The organism is Dialister succinatiphilus YIT 11850 (genome assembly GCF_000242435.1).
In the GTDB taxonomy this organism is placed as follows: Bacteria; Bacillota; Negativicutes; order Veillonellales; family Dialisteraceae; genus Dialister; species Dialister succinatiphilus.
Map to the genome: position 1 here is coordinate 309,456 of NZ_JH591188.1, position 15,042 is coordinate 324,497.

18 protein-coding genes and 1 other annotated feature (1 of these 19 cut by a window edge) are annotated in these 15,042 nt (G+C 50.8%); of the genes, 13 read left to right on the forward strand and 5 right to left on the reverse strand.

From position 1 onward, the window contains the following. Positions 1-134 precede the first annotated feature (134 nt). The 6 genes from HMPREF9453_RS11075 (at position 135) to HMPREF9453_RS06870 (ending at position 5,682) form a co-directional block, all read left to right on the forward strand. A complete protein-coding gene (locus tag HMPREF9453_RS11075) occupies positions 135-1,631 on the forward strand; it encodes a sensor histidine kinase (RefSeq protein ID WP_187368063.1) in 1,497 nt (498 codons plus the stop codon). Then, positions 1,600-2,289, forward strand: a complete 690-nt coding sequence (locus HMPREF9453_RS06855) for a response regulator transcription factor (protein WP_008859834.1) — start codon at positions 1,600-1,602, stop codon at positions 2,287-2,289. Before HMPREF9453_RS11075 ends, HMPREF9453_RS06855 begins: the two co-directional genes overlap by 32 nt. A 153-nt stretch (positions 2,290-2,442) precedes the next feature. Then, positions 2,443-2,595: a hypothetical protein gene (locus HMPREF9453_RS11925; protein WP_008859835.1), complete on the forward strand. Its 153-nt coding sequence runs from the start codon at positions 2,443-2,445 to the stop codon at positions 2,593-2,595. Positions 2,596-2,720: 125 nt separating this feature from the next. Continuing rightward, positions 2,721-3,641: a LysR family transcriptional regulator gene (locus HMPREF9453_RS06860; protein WP_008859836.1), complete on the forward strand. Its 921-nt coding sequence runs from the start codon at positions 2,721-2,723 to the stop codon at positions 3,639-3,641. Positions 3,642-3,714: 73 nt separating this feature from the next. Continuing rightward, positions 3,715-4,692, forward strand: coding sequence for an AEC family transporter (locus HMPREF9453_RS06865; RefSeq protein WP_008859837.1), 978 nt, complete (start codon positions 3,715-3,717; stop codon positions 4,690-4,692). A gap of 12 nt (positions 4,693-4,704) precedes the next feature. Beyond that, positions 4,705-5,682 carry an AEC family transporter gene (locus HMPREF9453_RS06870; RefSeq protein WP_008859838.1) on the forward strand — a complete coding sequence of 326 codons (978 nt, stop codon included), beginning with the start codon at positions 4,705-4,707 and terminating at the stop codon, positions 5,680-5,682. Between the two features lie 196 nt (positions 5,683-5,878). On the opposite strand, the gene HMPREF9453_RS06875 is transcribed toward HMPREF9453_RS06870, so the two are convergent. Beyond that, complete coding sequence (locus HMPREF9453_RS06875) at positions 5,879-6,433, reverse strand: ECF transporter S component (protein ID WP_008859839.1); 555 nt, start codon at positions 6,431-6,433, stop codon at positions 5,879-5,881. A gap of 150 nt (positions 6,434-6,583) precedes the next feature. Between HMPREF9453_RS06875 and pdxR the strand changes: the two genes are divergently transcribed. Continuing rightward, positions 6,584-7,669, forward strand: a complete 1,086-nt coding sequence (gene pdxR / locus HMPREF9453_RS06880) for a MocR-like pyridoxine biosynthesis transcription factor PdxR (RefSeq protein ID WP_008859840.1) — start codon at positions 6,584-6,586, stop codon at positions 7,667-7,669. Positions 7,670-7,761: 92 nt separating this feature from the next. Here pdxR and HMPREF9453_RS06885 read toward each other — a convergent pair whose 3' ends face one another. From HMPREF9453_RS06885 to HMPREF9453_RS06900, 4 genes are read right to left on the reverse strand one after another with little or no spacing between them, the layout of a single operon-like run. Then, positions 7,762-8,025: a TIGR03905 family TSCPD domain-containing protein gene (locus HMPREF9453_RS06885; protein WP_232217334.1), complete on the reverse strand. Its 264-nt coding sequence runs from the start codon at positions 8,023-8,025 to the stop codon at positions 7,762-7,764. Beyond that, the gene (locus HMPREF9453_RS06890; protein WP_008859842.1) at positions 8,022-8,555 is read right to left on the reverse strand and encodes a hypothetical protein; all 534 of its coding nucleotides are present in this window, start codon (positions 8,553-8,555) and stop codon (positions 8,022-8,024) included. The genes HMPREF9453_RS06885 and HMPREF9453_RS06890 overlap by 4 nt, the downstream gene beginning before the upstream one ends. 28 nt (positions 8,556-8,583) lie before the next feature. After that, the gene (locus HMPREF9453_RS12105; protein ID WP_040380139.1) at positions 8,584-8,808 is read right to left on the reverse strand and encodes a hypothetical protein; all 225 of its coding nucleotides are present in this window, start codon (positions 8,806-8,808) and stop codon (positions 8,584-8,586) included. Positions 8,809-8,848: 40 nt separating this feature from the next. Further along, complete coding sequence (locus tag HMPREF9453_RS06900) at positions 8,849-9,175, reverse strand: hypothetical protein (RefSeq protein ID WP_008859843.1); 327 nt, start codon at positions 9,173-9,175, stop codon at positions 8,849-8,851. Positions 9,176-9,322: 147 nt separating this feature from the next. Further along, positions 9,323-9,526 (forward strand) — a binding site (T-box leader). Between the two features lie 42 nt (positions 9,527-9,568). On the opposite strand from HMPREF9453_RS06900, the gene leuC reads away from it, so the two are divergent. The 6 genes from leuC to HMPREF9453_RS06930 all read left to right on the forward strand — a co-directional run. Next, positions 9,569-10,828, forward strand: coding sequence for a 3-isopropylmalate dehydratase large subunit (gene leuC, locus HMPREF9453_RS06905; protein ID WP_008859844.1), 1,260 nt, complete (start codon positions 9,569-9,571; stop codon positions 10,826-10,828). Then, on the forward strand, positions 10,828-11,319 hold the full coding sequence (leuD, locus tag HMPREF9453_RS06910; protein WP_008859845.1) for a 3-isopropylmalate dehydratase small subunit: 492 nt from the start codon (positions 10,828-10,830) through the stop codon (positions 11,317-11,319). The genes leuC and leuD overlap by 1 nt, the downstream gene beginning before the upstream one ends. Before the next feature lies 1 nt (position 11,320). Next, the gene (gene leuB, locus HMPREF9453_RS06915; RefSeq protein ID WP_008859846.1) at positions 11,321-12,394 is read left to right on the forward strand and encodes a 3-isopropylmalate dehydrogenase; all 1,074 of its coding nucleotides are present in this window, start codon (positions 11,321-11,323) and stop codon (positions 12,392-12,394) included. Positions 12,395-12,591: 197 nt separating this feature from the next. Beyond that, entirely contained in the window at positions 12,592-13,134 is a 543-nt protein-coding gene (locus HMPREF9453_RS06920; protein WP_008859847.1) for a nitroreductase family protein, read from the forward strand. A 262-nt stretch (positions 13,135-13,396) separates the two neighbouring features. Further along, complete coding sequence (locus tag HMPREF9453_RS06925; RefSeq protein ID WP_008859848.1) at positions 13,397-14,413, forward strand: helix-turn-helix transcriptional regulator; 1,017 nt, start codon at positions 13,397-13,399, stop codon at positions 14,411-14,413. A 6-nt stretch (positions 14,414-14,419) separates the two neighbouring features. Beyond that, on the forward strand, positions 14,420-15,042 hold the 5' portion of the coding sequence (locus HMPREF9453_RS06930; RefSeq protein ID WP_008859849.1) for a DUF1848 domain-containing protein. It continues 310 nt past the right edge of the window; the window shows 623 of its 933 coding nt (coding positions 1-623); it begins with the start codon at positions 14,420-14,422; the stop codon falls past the right edge of the window.

The window sequence follows — 15,042 nt, forward strand, 5'->3', positions numbered from 1 at the left end:
CATGGTGCAGGGGCGGTTTGTATGATAAGGGAAACGGAGAGGGCAGGGAAAAGGAGAGCCCTTCTCTCTTTCGGGCAGGGAGACCCTTTGCCGGCAGCTCCCAGGCCTTTATCCTCAATGGAGCAGGTGATATGATGACCATTCGCAAAAGTCTGATTGTAAGCCATATCGTAGTATGTATCCTTCCCTTCCTTATGACCTTTTTCGTGCTGGCCTCGGCCTTTGGAGGGCTTTATCTCTATGCCGCCAGCGGAAACCATGTGATTGCGGAGAGCGGATTTCAGTTTAATGTAATGACCCAGATTCTGAGGACTGCTGTGTTTCACAGCCTTCGCCACCATGAGTCCCTGTCCCGGTATGCCTGGGTCATGGAAATCACCGATCCTGTGGCCACCTATGTGGCAGTAGAGAGGGAAGGGACCCTTCTCTACAGTTATGGCAATGAGAAAAAAGGCCGGGAGGATCTGGATATGCTGCGAAAGAAAGGAGCCCTGGACAGGCTGGATGGCAGGGATGGAAACGGCATTTACAGTGTGACAGATGAGCCGGATTACCGGTTTGCGGAAAAGGAAATCATAGGGGACAGGCCCTGTTATCTCTACATCATGGCCCATCATCCCGAGGCCCGGACTGACGGCGCCATTGAAAAGGCGGTGCGGGCAGTGATCCGTTTCATCCTGGCTGTTCTCTTTGCCTTTATTCTGGGCACCAGCTATTTCCTTTCCCGCTTCATTATTGGCCGCATCCTTATGCCTTTAAAGGAACTGGAACGGGGGGCAGAGGAAGTGCGGAAGGGAAATCTGGCGGTGCAGCTGGATTATCATAGAAATGATGAATTCACTCCTGCCATTGAAACATTCAATGTCATGACCTGGCGGCTGAAGCAGTCGCTGGAAGAAAAAGAGCAGGATGAGGAAAGACGGAAGGAGCTCATTGCTTCCATTTCCCATGATATCCGTACGCCCCTTACGTCCATCAAGGCCTATGTGGAAGGGCTTCTGGACCATGTGGCTTCCACGCCGGCCATGCAGGAGCGGTATCTCCAGGTTATCCGCAGAAAGGCGGATGTACTGGAAAGGCTGGTGGAGCAGCTGCTGCTTCTGACGAAAATGGATATAGGGGAGAAGGCCCTTCCTACAGAATCGCTGGATTTATCCCGGGTGGTCAGCCAGTTCGTGGAGGAAAACCGGCTGAACTGGGGCAGGAACGGCGCCGATTTCCATATAGAAGCCAAAGAGGCGGTGAAGGTGGAAGGGAATCTTCTCCTTCTGGAACGGGTGGTGGAAAATCTGGTTTCCAACAGCATTCGCTACAAGACGGAGGAAAGGGTGCATATCGATATAGAGGTAAAGAAAAAGGATGGCAGGGCCTTCCTTTCCCTTTCCGATGATGGCCCCGGCGTGCCGGAAGAAGCGCTGGGACGGCTCAAGGAGGCTTTCTTCCGCACCGATAAGGCCAGAAGCCGCACTGACAAAGGAAGCGGTCTGGGTCTTTCCATTGTGGCAAGGGCGGTGCATCTGATGAAGGGCAGGGTCACGTTCAGCGGCAGAAAGCCCCATGGATTGAAGGTAGATATTGTATTACCATTGGAGGATATACATGAAAAAAAAGATACTGATTGTGGAAGATGATGACGATATTGCTTCCATCGAAAGGGATTATCTGGAGGTGGGAGGCTATGAGGTGAAGGTGGAGGAAAACGGCACTGCCGGTTTGACGGAAGCCCTCACCGGAGAGTATGATCTGATTCTTCTGGATATCATGCTGCCCGGCATGGATGGTTTTCAGATTGTAAGGAAACTTCGGGATAAAATCGATATTCCAATTATGATGGTCACTGCCAGAAGAAGCGACATTGATAAAATCAGGGGACTGGGCTTTGGCGCCGATGATTATATCGAAAAGCCTTTTTCTCCCGGCGTGCTGGTGGCCAGGGTGAAGTCTCAGCTGGCCCAGTATGAAAGGCTGAAGGGCATCGGGGAAAGGAGAAAGAAAATCAGCATTGGCGGTATTACGCTGGAGCCCGATACCCATCGCATTTTCGTGAGGGGAATGGAAAAGGTGCTGCCCAATAAGGAGTTCCAGCTTCTGGAGTTCCTCATGGTCCATGCGGATGTGGTATTCAGCAGGGAGTCCCTGTACACCAGGATCTGGGGCATGGATTCTTTGGGGAATACGTCCACTGTGCCGGTACATATCAATCGCCTCAGGGAGGCGGTGGAGGAGGATCCGTCCAACCCGAAGCATATTCTGACCATCTGGGGCGTGGGGTATAAGTTTAAGCCCTGAGGAGCCATGGCCTTTTGAAGACTGAAAACAAGGGATGCTTGTAATAATTACATAAATCAACAGTTGGATATTGTGACCCGAAAATTCTATACTACCCATAGAGGAAAGATAAAGAGTTCCTCCCAGGTATTGTATAGAAAGAAGGTCATTCATATGAAAAAGAATCTGAGCAGAGAAATCATGGGCGCTGTGAATGAAATGGGTAAGGAAAGAGCTATTGTTCTCTGGTTTGCCCGCCGGAGGATGTATCGGGCTGATGAAATCTGCCACATCTGCGGTATTGATTTAGCTTTCCACCTGTGGTAATCATCTGAGCGGCAGGGAAAGACAGGGAAGTTCTTCTTCCCTGTTTTTCTGCTGTTTTCATTGAACAAATCCTGTTTCCTGCGGTATACTGTATGAAGTCAAAATGGACTGCAGATGGAGGGCCCATGAATTTTCAGAGCATTTCTTATTTCATTGTGCTGGCCAGGGAGAAAAATTTCACCAGGGCGGCAGAGAAACTTCATATGACCCAGCAGGCTCTATCAGCCAGTATGGCTTCCTTGGAAAAGGAATGGGGCATGCCCTTTTTCCTTCGCCATGTACCTTTGGAGCTGACCAATGGCGGGCGGGTTTTCTATGAATATGCCCTTCGCCTGGCGGATGAGGAAGGAGAGCTTCGCCGTGCCCTTTCCGATGTGGCTGATGATCAGAGAGGCACTCTTCGTATCGGTACAGGATTTATGAGGGAGCGGGAAATCATGCCTGCCCTTTGCGCAGGATTTCGAAAGCTCTATCCGAAGGTGTCCTTTACGCTGGTGGAAGGAAGTAATACCGATCTGGAAAAGATGGTGCGGGAAGGAGACCTGGACCTGGCGGTGGCCCGTTTCGGCAAAACGGTGGAAGGCATTGTGACAAGACCTTTCTATGAGGAACATATTGCTTTTCTGGTATCGAAGGAGCTGCTTTTCAGCCGTGGTTTTTCGGAGGATGATATAGAAAGTCTGGCCCATTCCCATCTGGAATCCATGGAATCACTGAGGTCTGTTCCCTTCGTCGTGACCAGCCGGGACAATGTGGCCGGAGAGGCAGCTGTCGGTTATCTGGACAGGGCTTCCTTCAAACCGGAGATTGCTGCTTCTTCTGATAACATGGGGACCCTCATTGATTTAAGCATGAGGTCCGTGGGCGCTCTTTTCTGCCCGGCCAATATGATTCACTGGGCCACAGAGAGCGCTTCCCGGGACATGGTGTGCATCGATCTTTGGGAAACGAAGTATACCATTTCCTTCGGCTGGAAACGAAAGAGTCCCGCCTGGTCCATCCGGGAGGCCTTCATGGAGTATGCAGTCCATTCCATTCGGTCATAACCGGCTCTTTTACTGAACCGATTTTTACATAAAAATAAAACCAGAGATGCTTTGGCATCCATAAGGGGGTACCATGATTCTTTTTTCCATTCTGTGGAATGATATTCTTCCACTTTTTGTTTTCATCGGAGCCGGATGGTTTCTGGACAGCAAATTCAAAATCGATATTTCCACCTACAGCAAGCTCACCATACTAGTGGTGCTTCCCTGCTTCATTTTCTACAGTCTTTACGGCTATCGGGGAAGCGGCATGGAAATGGCGGCGGTGGCAGCGGCGGTGCTGCTCCTTCTTGTACAGTTCCTCCTTTCCGGCGGTCTGGGACGCCTTCTTCACCTCCAGAAGGGAAAGTTCGATGAATTCCGGGCGGTATCCACCTTTTCCTATTCCGGCCATATCGGCGCTGCACTGATTATGCTGATTTACAGCCATCCTCCCTTTGCAGAAGGAAACAGCCATCCCTATCTGGCAGAAGCTTTGGGAACCATGGCGGTGCTTATGATTGTCATGAATATGGCGGTGAATGTGTTTGGTGCTGCCCTGATTCGAAGCAGGGGCGCTTCGGTTTCCGAATTCTTCCGCTACCTTCTGAAAATGCCTGCTCTCTATGCCGCTCTTCTGGCGGTACTTGTGCGGGCGGCGGATATTCCTCTGGAGCATACCTTCCTGTGGCCGGTGCTGCAGCATTTCAACGGGGCCTTCATCGTTCTTATCACCGTGACCATCGGCATAGAGCTTCATAGAAGCCGTCTGCAGAAGCCGGGCGCTGCACAGCTGGCTTCGGGGCTGATGAAGCTCATAGCGGCCCCTTTCCTGGACTGGTGCATTCTTCTTCTCTTTTCCTCTTTCATGGACATGAGCCCTGTGATGAAGCAGGTGTTTTTCCTCTATGCCGCCATTCCTTCATCCATGGCCCTGATTATTTACAGTGTGGAATACGACAACCATCCTGATTTTGTGACCCAGTCCGTTCTGTTCAATACGGTGGTGGGAGCTTTTACGGTGACCGCTGCCATTTATCTGTCCAGGGTTCTTTTTCCCCTGGGGCTTTGAGGAGGGATATTGATGGCTTTTTTACAGATTATTTCTGATAATATCCTGCCTCTTCTGATTTTCGTGGCTATCGGATATTGTATGGACCGGCGCTTTAGGCTGGACGTATCTTCCCTGACGAAACTGACCTTTTATGTGGTTCTTCCCTGTTTTATTTTCTACAGCATTTATGTGGCAAAGATCGATATGTCCATGTTCCACGTATTTCTGCTGTCCTTTGCACTCATGTTTATCCTGGGATTCATAGGCATGGCCATTGGGAAAATCCGGGGATATTCCATTTCCAAAACCGAGGCCTTCAAAAACGGGACCATGTTTTCCAATAACGGAAATATAGGGATTGCCCTGATTGCCCTGGTATTTTCCAATGCGCCCTATGTGGTGGACGGGAAAACGCCCTACCTGACCCTGGCCAGTGCGGCGGCTACCATGATGCTTGTACAGATGAATATGTGTCTCAATACCCTGGGCCTCTACCAGGCAGGGAAGGGGAAACTGACACCCCGGGATGCCCTGTCTGTGGTCTTCCACATGCCTGTGCTCTATACCCTGGCGGCGGTGTTTACTATCAAGTATTCCGGCTTTGATATGACCACCACCTTCCTCTGGCCTATTTTCCAGAACTGCGCCTCCGCCCTGGTGGCTATCGTCATGATTGCCCTGGGCATGCAGATTCATAGAAGTAAGATTTCCTTCGGTGATATAGATGCCTGGCTGGGCTGCTTTGTCCGTCTGGTGGTGGCGCCGGTGCTGGCGTTCCTGCTGATTAAGGCCTGGGGCATCATGGGTGTATCCTTTGCACCGGCCGTGAGTCAAACCATACTCATTATGGCTTCTGTTCCGGCGGCAGTGAATTCCGTACTTTACGCCGTGGAATTCCACAACTGCGAAGACTTTGCCACAGAGCTGGTGATGATGAGTACCTTCCTTTCATGCATTACCATGACTGGTACCATTTACCTGGCCCGTATTCTCTTTCCGGTGTTTTAAGGATGGTGCCATGGCAGGGTTGTCTCCCTTGATTCAGGTTTCTTATATTCCTCATAGGGGATGGAAAATCAGCGGGCCCGGCAGAATCTCTCATGACCTGAGGTCCATGATTTGAGGAGACCATAAAAAGGGGCGGTGAAGAAATGATTCCCATTTCTTCACCGCCCCTTTTCCTTTTCATCATGGCAATCCTGCGTCAGTACTTTCCTTCCAGGAGCTTTTGGATCCTTTCAGCCAGATGCAGCCGCCACACCAGGAAGGGTCCGCCGATGACACCGAAAAGGGCCTGCAGGATTTCGTAGGGCAGCTTGATCCAGGCATAGGCAGGCGTGCTGTACACATAGGCCCGGCCCAGGGAGTAGCCCGCCACCATGATCAGGGCACCGGTGAGCAGGGCAGTCCACAGGGACAGGAAAGGCCTGCTCCTGAAGCAGTGGCGGGATATATAGGAAATGGCCATGGCCTGCAGACCATGGGATGCAAGGGATACGAACATGGGCAGGGGATAAAAGAAGAAATCTCCCAGAAAGGCACCGACACCGCCAACCAGGAAGGCACCGGCGGGGTCCAGAATCAGGGCCGCCGTCACGATGATGATATCGTTCAGGTAGAGGTGGCCGCCGGGGACAGGCAGGCCAAAGGAAGAAAGACCGATGTTCATGGCCATCATAAGGCCGCAGATGGTCAGCCACCTTGTGTTATGGCGGATTCCGGCTGACGGCAGGGACGGTGAAACAGTTTCATGAGTCATAGTGATATCTCCTTTGCGTTTTGTTATGGTATGAATTATAATATGAAACTGAACTTATTAAAATTACCAGAACGTGACAAAAAAGTATAATCAGAATAGCCCTCTATACTCTTTGCGCCGGAGGGCGCAGTGAATCCAAAGGAGATATCCATGACCGGATACATGAAACTTTATACCCAGCTTCGCGAAAAAATTACCCGCCGGATTTACCATGAAGGGGATCGGCTTCCTTCCAAGCGGCAGCTGGCCGATGAATCGGGGTACAGCGTCATTACGGTGGAGCATGCCTATGAGCTTCTGGCCGAGGAGGGGTATGTGGAGCCCCGGGAGCGGAGCGGATACTATGTGATTTACAAGGAAGGCGATTCCTATCCCGTAGGAGAAGGGAAAAAGGTCCGGCGGCGCCTGTCGGAACGGATAGTGGTGGAAAGACGGGATGAAGGGGAACGGGATCTGTTTCCCTTTTCTGCCTTTGCCAGGACCATGAGAAATGTACTTTCCAATTACGGAGAAAAGATTCTGGATCCGTCGCCCAATAAAGGCTGCGTGGAGCTCAGGGAAACGCTGGCATCCTACCTGGCCCGGAGCCGCCACATGGAGGTATCGCCAGAGGCCATCCTCATTGGTTCCGGGGCGGAATACCTCTATGGCCTCAATGTGCAGGTGCTTGGAAGAAACCGTGTCTATGCCCTGGAAAATCCGTCCTACGAAAAAATCAGGAAGGTCTATGAGGCCAGTCAGGTGCCGCTGGAGATGCTCACCATGGGGAAAGAAGGCATAGAGACTGAAGAACTCCAGCGCAGCCGGGCGTCGGTGCTTCATGTGACTCCCTTCAACAGCTATCCCTCCGGCATTACGGCCAGTGCATCCAAGCGGGCCGAGTACATCCGATGGGCCCGGGCGAGAAAGGGATATATCATTGAAGATGATTTTGATTCGGAGTTTACCCTGCTGTCCAAGCCCGAGGATACCCTGTTCTCCCTTTCGCCGGGGGGAGAGGTAATTTACATGAACAGTTTTTCCAAAACCATTGCTCCCTCCATCCGGGTGGGGTACCTGGTGATTCCGGAATCCCTTCTTCCCCTCTATGAGGAAAAGGTGGGGTTCTATTCCTGCACGGTGCCGGTGTTCGATCAGCTGGTGCTGGCTGAATTCATTATGAGCGGCCGGTTCGAACGGCATATCAATCGGGTGAGAAGAAAGAGGAGAAAGCTGGAGGCCTTAAGGAAGCGCTGATTCATTCTCCCGCTTTGCTGAGAAAGAAATCAAAAAAAGTCCCTCTTTCAGAAGAACTGATGAATCAGTACTTCCGGAAGAGGGACTTTTCTTTATTCGGACAGCGCCTTTTCCAGGGCCTTTGAAAGCTGGTCGGCACAGGAGGTGCCTTTTCCGGCACATTCATTGCCCCGGAGAATGTCAGCTGCCTCCCGGGCGCTTCTTCCTTCCAGCAGTTTTCCGATGGCCGAAAGGTTTCCCGGGCAGCCGCCCTGGAATTTCAGATGATGGATTCTTTTTTCCTCATCCAGGTCAAAAGTGATTTTCCTTGCACATACCCGCTGCGGAGTAAATTCATAGCTTTTCATTTCATTCATCCTTTATGCATTTCTTTTCCCGGCATGTCTTGGTCCAGAAACTCTTTCATGTGATTCCGGTACAGGTGGAAGATGCCGTATACATACTGCTGCTTCTTGACCAGGTTATCATTGGCATACCAGTCTTTGATCAGCTTTCCGCCTACCAGCACGCTGCCGAAGGGCACCAGCAGGGCGACACAGAGCATGCCTATGAGCTGCAGGGCGTCCAGCCGCCGGGGGCTTTTGATGACATCCCCCAGACTGCAGAGGGCCTTCAGCTCTGTCAGAAATTGGCTGTACACTTCATGGTCTTTCAATGCCTTTTCATTGACGGTGAGAAAAGCGTATCGGCCGGTCCAGCCATAGGTGATGCCGTATTTCGTAAATCGGACCTCCATGGTTTTGGGAAGCCATCGGCCCTGCTCCGGCAGGCCGATAAAGAGCACGGGATATTTGGCAATGATGGTGTTTTTATGGAGACGCCACTGGTCTTCATTCATGGTGATGACACGGAGGTGGGGCTCCAGGGCGGGGTCCCGGTCTTTCATCTCATCTTCCCGGATCAGGTGGAGAATTTCATTGGACAGGCCGGCATCGGGCCGGGAAGATACGATGCACAGAGTTTTTTTCGTAGGAAGCCCCTCCTTTCCCTAAGTACGAATCCATGCAAAAAGCTGACTCAATACAATTTTTATGGCCTCTGGCGGCAGAAAATTTCCCTTTGTTACCTGCAGTTTCAGAAATAAAATCAATGAGCACTTTAATCGGTGCTTTGCTCAGGGCGGTTTCTTTTTCTATCATATCACGGAAAGAAGGTGGTGAGAATATATTTTTCATCCTTTCAGCACACGCCGGGGAAGGAGTCCACAAATTCGATACGGATATCCGGGAAGCTGTCTACGAACTGGATGGTAAAGTCTTCCCCGTAGTCCACAAACTGCCATTCTCCGATGTCATCCGGGAAGGAATCCACTGATTTTACCTTCAGGTCTGGGAAGGAGGAAACCACCTGTACTTTCAGGTCCGGAAAGGAGTCCACCACCCGTACCCGTCCGGCAAGACGTATGTTTTTGAAATATCCGTCCCTGTTGATGGGACCGGCAGCTTCTGCTGCACTTCCTGCCAGAAGGAGCAGGAGAAAGGCGAGAATACAGCATATTTTTTTCATAAGGAGCCTCCTTTTTTTGAAAATAAAAGGTGATTGATTTTTATATATTATATAACATGAGCATGACATACTCTGTCCTTAAAAACCTGATTTTTTAAATTTTTATTTGCAATAGCAAAAGGAATGTGGTAGAGTATTCGTATCTTCACAAAAGCGTTGACAGGAAGCATTAAAAATCCCTACTTGCTTGCAGAGAGTCATTGGATGGTGAAAAATGACAGAAGCGGATTTTGAACTCGTCCCTGAGCTGCAGTGCTGAACAGGTAGGCACTGACGGAATCTGACCGTTATCAGCATGAGTGCATGCCTTTGGCGTGAATAAGAGTGGTACCGCGAGTCTTCGTCTCTTTGAGACGGAGACTTTTTTTATTTGGTAGTATAGGAGGCTTTTCAATGGGTATGACAATGACACAGAAAATCCTGGCAAAGCATGCAGGACTTGATTCTGTGAAAGCGGGAGATTTGATTTACTGCAGTCTGGATTTGGTGATGGCCAATGATATTACGGCGCCGCCATCCATTGCAGCTTTCAAAAAGGTAGGCCGCCCTGTATTTGACAGGGAAAAAATCGTACTGGTGCCGGACCATTTCCAGCCGGCCAAGGATATCAAGTCCGCCGGCCTTGCCAAGATTGTCCGGGATTTTGCCAGGGAAAACGGGATTGTCCATTATTTTGAACAGGGCCGGGTGGGCATTGAACATGCCCTCCTTCCGGAAAAAGGGCTGGTAGGCCCGGGCATGGTTACCATAGGTGCCGATTCCCACACCTGCACCTATGGGGCTCTGGGCGGCTTCTCCACCGGTGTAGGTTCCACGGACCTGGGTGTGGCTATGGCCACCGGCGAAGCCTGGTTCAAAGTGCCCGATGCCATCAGGGTGGTGCTCACCGGTACAAAGCCTTCGGACATTACTGGCAAAGATGTCATTCTCACATTGATCGGCATGATCGGCGTGGACGGAGCTCTTTACAAGTCCTTGGAATTTACGGGTCCCGGAGTTTCTTCCCTCTCCATGGCCGACCGCTTCACCATTGCCAATATGGCCATTGAAGCCGGCGGCAAGAATGGTATTTTCCCTGTGGATGAAAAGACAAAGACCTATATTGAAGGCCGGTTTACAAAGTCCTATGATGTGGTGGAAGCAGACGATGATGCCCATTACGAGAGGGAAGTGGTCATCGATCTGTCATCTATGAAGCCTGTGGTTTCCTTCCCCCATCTGCCGGAAAACACAAAGGTGGTAGGCACCTTTGGAGACATCCCCATTGATCAGGTGGTTATCGGTTCCTGCACTAACGGACGGCTGGAAGATCTGGCCATTGCAGCCCGTATCTTCGAAGGACACAAAGTGCATTCACGGGTACGCTGCATCGTAATTCCCGCCACCCCGGCCATTTACCTAGCCGCCATGCATGCAGGCTACATTGACACCTTTATCAACGCAGGCTGCGCGGTGTCCACACCGACCTGCGGTCCCTGCCTTGGCGGATACATGGGCATCCTGGCCAGCGGGGAGAGATGCGTTTCCACAACGAACCGCAACTTCATAGGCCGTATGGGACCTACAGATTCTGAAATTTACCTGGCCGGCCCGCAGGTGGCTGCTGCCAGTGCTGTGATGGGACGGATTGCTGCTCCCAGGGAGGTGGAATAATGGCTGTTTTAGAAGGAAAAGTTTGGCGCTATGGAGATAATATCGATACCGACGTGATTATCCCGGCCCGGTACCTCAATACCTTTGATCCAAAGGAACTGGCCAAACACTGCATGGTGGATATTGATAAAGACTTTGCCCAAAAAGTCAAAGCCGGAGACATTATGGTAGGCGGAAAGAATTTCGGCTGCGGCTCTTCCAGAGAGCATGCACCGGTGGCTATCAAAGCCTGCGGTGTACCGGTGATTATTGCTGCTTCCTTTGCCCGGATTTTTTACAGAAACGGGATTAATGTGGGACTGCCTCTCATGGAAATCGGTGATAATGTGGAACGGATTCATGCAGGAGACAAACTGTCTGTGGATCTTTCCTCCGGTAAGATCAGGGATATCACTACAGGAGAAACCTTCCAGGCAACGCCGCTTCCCGGTTTTATCCAGGACATTGCCAAAGCAGGCGGATTGATTCAGTACGTAAAGGAGTATCGGTAATATGGGAAAGCATATCGTAGTTATCCCGGGAGACGGCATTGGCAGGGAAGTCACCGATGCTGCTGTGGAAATCTTAAAAAAGACAGATGAAATCTACCATTTGGATTTCACCTATGAATGGAAAGATGCCGGCGGTACGGCCTATGACAAGTACGGCGTGCCGCTGCCGGAGGAAACAGTGAATGCCTGCCGGAAGGGAGACGGCATCCTTTTCGGTGCCGTAGGCGGAGACCAGTGGGACCACCTGGAACCATCACTGCGGCCGGAAAAGGCCATCCTGGGCCTTCGGAAATCCCTGGGCCTTTATGTGAACCTTCGTCCTGTGAAAATCCAGGATTCCATGATTGAATACTCTCCGCTGAAGCCCGAAATTGCCAGAGGCACCGACATTATGATTGTCCGGGAACTGGTGGGCGGCATTTATTTCGGAAAACGGTGCGAATCGGAAATCAATGACGGCGTGGAACGGGCCTGGGACGTAGAAAGCTACTCCGTTCCTGAAGTGGAAAGAATTACCCGCTTTGCCATGGAAGCAGCCAGAAAGCGCCACGGCCATGTGACAAGCGTGGACAAATCCAACGTACTGGCCTCCTCCCGCCTGTGGAGAAGGACGGCTGTCCGGGTTCATGACGAAGAATATCCCGACATCCAGCTGGACCACATGTATGTGGATAACTGCGCCCAGCAGTTTGCCATCCATCCCTCTTTCTTTGACGTGGTGGTGACAAGCAACATGTTTGGCGACATCCTTTCCGACGAAGCAGCTGTCCTTTCCGGCTCCATCGGCATGCTGCCCTCCGCTTCCATCGGGAAGGAAACAAGCCTTTACGAACCGATTCATGGCTCTGCTCCCGATATTGCAGGAAAAGGGATTGCCAACCCCATTGCCACCATTCTTTCTGCCGCTATGATGCTCCGCTACTCCTTCAACGAAGACCGGGCAGCCGACGCCATTGAAAAAGCGGTCAATCAGACCCTGGAAGACGGATACCGTACCGGTGATATTTACAGAGAAGGCATGAAAAAGGTGGACGGTGAAGGCATGACAGAAGCCATCCTTCAGAATCTTCACTGATTCATACATTCTTTCAATGATGTAATGAAAAATAAAAAGGCCCTTTGCCATTCCGTGGCAAAGGACCTTTTTATTTTGGATAAACCCATCTTGGGAGATAGGGAAGCGGCTGAAGACCGGCCCCTTTTATGATAAAATAAACAGAGGTTAATGATTGATTATCTGTTATGTAAAGGGGCAGCAGCAGGAGGAAAAAAATGGACGCAATTCAATGTCTGATTTCACGCAGAAGCATCAGGGAATACACCGACGAACCGATTTCAGCCCAGGAAATTGAAAATGTGGTGGAAATCGCCCAGATGGCATCGTGCTGGGAGAATACCCAGCCCATCCGGTATGTGGCAGTACTGGATAAAGAACTGAAAAATAAGATTGCCGATGATTGCACGAAGAAATTTCCATGGAATACAGAAAACATTCATGCCGCACCGGCACTGGTGGTGCTCTGCGCCATCAAAGGCCTTTCCGGCTTCGAGCCCGACGGCACGCCATCGACCACGAAAGGAACTCACTGGCAGTCCTTTGATGCTGGTGTAGCAGCTGCTCATTTCTGCCTGGCCGCCAATGCGCTGGAACTGGGAACACTGATTATGGGCCGCTATGATGAAGAAAAAATCAGGGAAATTCTTTCCCTCCCCGAAGAGTATGACATATCTGCCATCATTGGCGTCGGTCATCCGGCAGTCATTCCGGCGGCCAATGAAAGAAAGCCTCTGAAAGAAGTACTGACCTTCCGATAAAAGAGCCATGCAAAAGCTGCGGAATCACAGGAAGATTCCGCAGCTTTTTATCATGGTTACTTTCTCGTCTTTTCTCCTTTTGAAAATATATTGAATCTGTTATAATTATTTAGTACAGGTATTACAAGAAATGGATCTTTTACAGATAGATATAGACATAGGGAAGTACTGATTTATCCATAGAACCTGCTTTTATAAGAATCAAAGCAGGCCATGCGTTCATCAGCGCTTCCATAGAGGACAAGAGAGGCAGGGAATAGTTATGACAGAGAAAGAAACAGATCGGGATGATAAGAAAACGGAACGAGTCCTTTTCCTGTGGGATCGGCTGAGCCGGGGTGGTTCGGTGAGCAGGCAGGAAATGGTGGAAACCTTTGGTGTCAATCTGCGGACCGCCAGCCGATATCTGGCAGAAATCCGGAAATATCTGGCGGAAAGGGAAGAGCAGGACCATGTGCACCGGGAACTCTACTATGACCGGGCCCGGAAAGTCTACCGCATCCGGGAACTGGAAGAAGAAATGATCCGTCCCAGTGAACTGTATGCCATCGGGAAAATCCTTCTTGCCAGCCGGGCCTTCCATAAAAAAGAACTGGAATCCCTGCTCCGCCGCCTCCTGCAGTCAGCGGTACTGGGCACCGACAAAAAAGAAGTGGAACGATATATACGAAGCGAACTCTTCGACTATCTGGACCCGGCCCATGAAAAGCCGGATGTGGAGAACCTGTGGACCGCGGCAGGAGCGGTGAAAAAACACCATGTCCTTTCCTTCGATTACCGGCGGCAGGGGGAAAAAGAAGCAAGTCCCCATGAAATCTGTCCGGAAGGAGTCCTTTTCTCAGAGTACTATTTCTACGTGGTAGGCATACCGAAGGCAGAAGAAAAGCTTACCGGCGCCGATACGAGGGTCTATCGGCTGGACCGTATGAGCAGCCTTATGGATACTGGCGAATCTTTTAGTGTCAATTATGGCAGGCGCTTCAGAGAAGGCATTTTCAAAAACAGCATCCAGTATATGTATGGCGGAAGACCCGAGCATATCCGTTTCCTCTATAGAGGCCCCAGCCTGGAAGCCGTGCTGGACAGGCTGCCTACAGCCAAAGCAAAAGCTCAGAAAGACGGAAGCTTCCTTATCACCGACGTCATCCGCGGCGACGGTATCCTCATGTGGCTCCTGAGCCAGGGAAAGCGGGTGAAAATGCTTTCGCCCACCTCCCTTCGGGAAAAGTGGCTGAAAGAAGCAGAAGCCATCTGCCTGGAAAATGAAGAAAAGGAATAGGAAACAATGATTATCAATACCGGGCAGCGCACCGACATCCCTGCCTTTTACACGCCCTGGTTCCTGAACCGGCTGAAAGATGGATTCGTCATGGTAAGAAATCCTTTCCACCATTCCCAGGTCACCTGCTATGCACTGCATCCGGAAGTGGTGGATCTTATTTGTTTCTGCACAAAAAATCCGGGTCCCCTTCTGCCCTATGGAGATATACTTTCGCCTTTCCAGCAGCTCTGGCATGTAACCATTACCCCTTACGGGAAAGATATAGAGCCTCAAGTGCCGGATAAAAAGAAAATTATCGAGTTTTTTCGCACCCTGTCAGACCGCCTTGGACCGTCCCATCTGTGCTGGCGCTATGACCCGGTGCTTCTTTGGGGAAATTACGACATCAATTATCATATCCGCGCTTTTTCCACACTGGCAGAAGCACTGGAAGGATATACCTATACCTGCATTTTCAGCTTCATTGACCTCTACGGGAAAACTCTCAGGAATTTTCCCATGGCCCGCCGTGTAAGCCATGAAAACCAGCTCTTCCTGGTAGAACAGTTTGTGGAAATAGCAGGAAAACACGGCATGAAACTGGTTTCCTGCCTGGAAAATCCATCCTTCGCAGCCCTGGGAGTGGA